This window comes from Natronococcus sp. JC468 (assembly GCF_012163165.1).
Classification (GTDB): domain Archaea; phylum Halobacteriota; class Halobacteria; order Halobacteriales; family Natrialbaceae; genus Natronococcus; species Natronococcus jeotgali.
On sequence record NZ_JAAVUO010000087.1, the window covers coordinates 1 to 2,338 of the forward strand.

The following is a 2,338-nucleotide window of genomic DNA, read 5'->3' on the forward strand; positions in this document are numbered from 1 at the left end:
CGGTCGGTCTCTTGCGCCCCATGCTTGGTTTACGCCCTCATGGAGTAGCAGCGTTTCCATCGAGTCAACACGGCAATATCAACAGTGACGAAATATTTCGACTCCAGTAAGTGCCACCCAGCCGATAGAACGACTAAGTTCCCATACGCCGAAGGAGAGATATGCTCTTGATTGGCACGAATGAGGGCGTCTATCGTGCCCCGATAGACAGAATCGACAATGCAATGCGCGTTCTCGAAACCGAGCGTGTCCTTCGAATACGTCGGTTCGGCGACGTGGTATTTGCGGCCACGCGCTCGGGCCTGTTCCGCTCGGCTGATGGCGGTGAGACATGGACCGACCTCAATGTCCCCCGACGTGAGGTTTACTCTGTCCTCCAGAGTCCTGATGGTGAACGGCTGTACGCCGGTACGCATCCCGCTTATCTGTACGTCACCACTGACGGCGGCGAGTCGTGGTGCGAACTGGAGGGGTTGCAGGAGTTACCGTCACGTGAGGAGTGGCGACTTCCCCGCCATCGTAACGAAGCCCACGTCCGTAGCCTCGGTGCACACCCTGATGCTCCCGAGCGAGTCGTCACGGGCATCGAGGTCGGCGGTGTCCACGTCAGCGAGGATAACGGAAATACGTGGACAGAACGCCGTGACGGAGTTCATGCCGATGTGCACCATGTACTCGTCAGAAGTGCCGAGGAATACATCGCTTCGTGTGGCGGCGGACTGTACCGCACGCGCGACGCTGGCCAGTCGTGGACGCGTCTTGATGGCGATCTAGACCACACTTACTTCCGGGAGACGTTCGTCGCTGGTGGGCGATTGTACGCGGCGGCGGCCCGTTCGTCACCCCCATCGTGGGGCGGTGAGCTTGGTCCGGACGCAGCATTGTTCGAATCGAGTGACGGTGGTAACACCTTCGAGACTGTGTCGTATCCAGATGGTCCGGAAGAGTTCATTCTTGCGTGGACCGCTCTCAATGAAGACGACGGCGATGTTCTTGCGGGGACACGCGGCGGCTACGTTCTTCGGCAGATAAGCGGTGAATGGACGACGCTCGGGAACCTCTCGACAGGTATTCACTCGCTCGCTGTCACATCAGCTACTCCGTGACCGCGATGGGAACTGCTCTATTCGTTCCAGCGTAATGTCCCGAGCGACGTGGCTTTTGACCCCAGATCTCTAAACGATATATTTTGGCTATAAGTAGAAATATATACGCTAGTCCCGTTGGTGGGAGTATGACAGACGATGCCCGCCGCGACGGCTCGCCCCCGTTCGATAGACCGTTCGAAGGCGAGGACACGAAGCAGCGCGTGTACGGGGCGGTGCTGCACGCCCGAGAACCGATGACAGCCGCCGAGATTGCCAAGCGGGCGGACTGCTCGGCAGAGTCGGCGCGGACACATCTGTCCTTCTATGCGGACCTTGGGATCGTCATTCGGCACGAGGGCCGACCAGTCAGATACGAACGCAACGACGACTACTTTGAATGGCGGCGAGTCAACGAGTTGGCCCAGGGGAACACGGTCGACGAGTTGCAAGCCCGTGTGTCGGAGCTGACCGATCAGATTGCGGAGTATCGGGACGACTATGATGTCGACTCGCCCGCGGAGGTCGACGTCCTCGAGTTCGACGCGGAGCGGGTTGACGAGGTGTACACGGAACTCGGTGATTGGGCCACCGTCATTGAGGAGCGTCGCCTCCACGAACGTGCCCGGAGAAAAGTCGTCGGCTCGACGGCCTCGTCGCACACCTGAGATGATCCCGGTAGATGACGGTACGAGTCCCGCACCGATAGACCGGTCGGTATTGGAGCGAATGCGGTCCCGGTTCGTCGGGCACCGCATGTTCGAGTGGGCAGAGATTGTTGAGGAGGGGAAATTGCATCTTCGTGTCGCGATGTCCGGCGACTACTACCCGAACGAGGCGTCTGCTCACCTCGAGGTTCGCTGGTATCGCAACGACGACTTCAATTTCCACTATCAGGAGAAGCGGCGGGACGGCGCGTGGGCGCGCCGATGGGATCGGCATCCGAACGCGCACAACTCTCGGGAGCACTTCCATCCGCCGCCGGACGCCAGTCGGACTGACGCGGAGAACGCGCAGTGGCCGGCCGACCATCGTGACGTGAGTCGCCTCGCCCTTGATCGGATTGAGGAACGCATCCAGACGCTGTGGGAGCGATAGCAGTAGGCAGAGGTATCGTCGGCAACGACCAGGATGTAGCAGTCGAGATACGGATCGTACGCCACCGAGCCCTCTCGAATATCCGGCACTGTCTAGTTGAGCCAGTTTGAGAAACGAGCAGGTCGTTGAGTGAATTGGTTAGGATGCTCGCAGAC

At 59.7% G+C, this 2,338-nt stretch carries 3 protein-coding genes; all 3 read left to right on the forward strand.

Features of this window, described 5'->3' with window-relative positions; all coding sequences use genetic code 11:
• Window positions 1-161: 161 nt before the first annotated feature.
• The 3 genes from GWG54_RS20415 to GWG54_RS20425 all read left to right on the forward strand — a co-directional run bounded on the left by GWG54_RS20415 (window position 162) and on the right by GWG54_RS20425 (window position 2,183).
• Window positions 162-1,106, forward strand: coding sequence for a glycosyl hydrolase (locus tag GWG54_RS20415; RefSeq protein WP_167939464.1), 945 nt, complete (start codon window positions 162-164; stop codon window positions 1,104-1,106).
• A gap of 128 nt (window positions 1,107-1,234) precedes the next feature.
• Window positions 1,235-1,753, forward strand: coding sequence for a transcriptional regulator (locus tag GWG54_RS20420; protein WP_167939465.1), 519 nt, complete (start codon window positions 1,235-1,237; stop codon window positions 1,751-1,753).
• Between the two features lie 88 nt (window positions 1,754-1,841).
• Window positions 1,842-2,183, forward strand: coding sequence for a hypothetical protein (locus GWG54_RS20425; RefSeq protein ID WP_209438554.1), 342 nt, complete (start codon window positions 1,842-1,844; stop codon window positions 2,181-2,183).
• Window positions 2,184-2,338 lie beyond the last annotated feature (155 nt).

Coding starts and splice junctions, on each gene's coding strand:
- GWG54_RS20415 (WP_167939464.1), top strand. CDS start 162: ATGCTCTTGATTGGCACGAATGAGGGCGTCTATCGTGCCCCGATAGAC.
- GWG54_RS20420 (WP_167939465.1), top strand. CDS start 1,235: ATGACAGACGATGCCCGCCGCGACGGCTCGCCCCCGTTCGATAGACCG.
- GWG54_RS20425 (WP_209438554.1), top strand. CDS start 1,842: ATGTTCGAGTGGGCAGAGATTGTTGAGGAGGGGAAATTGCATCTTCGT.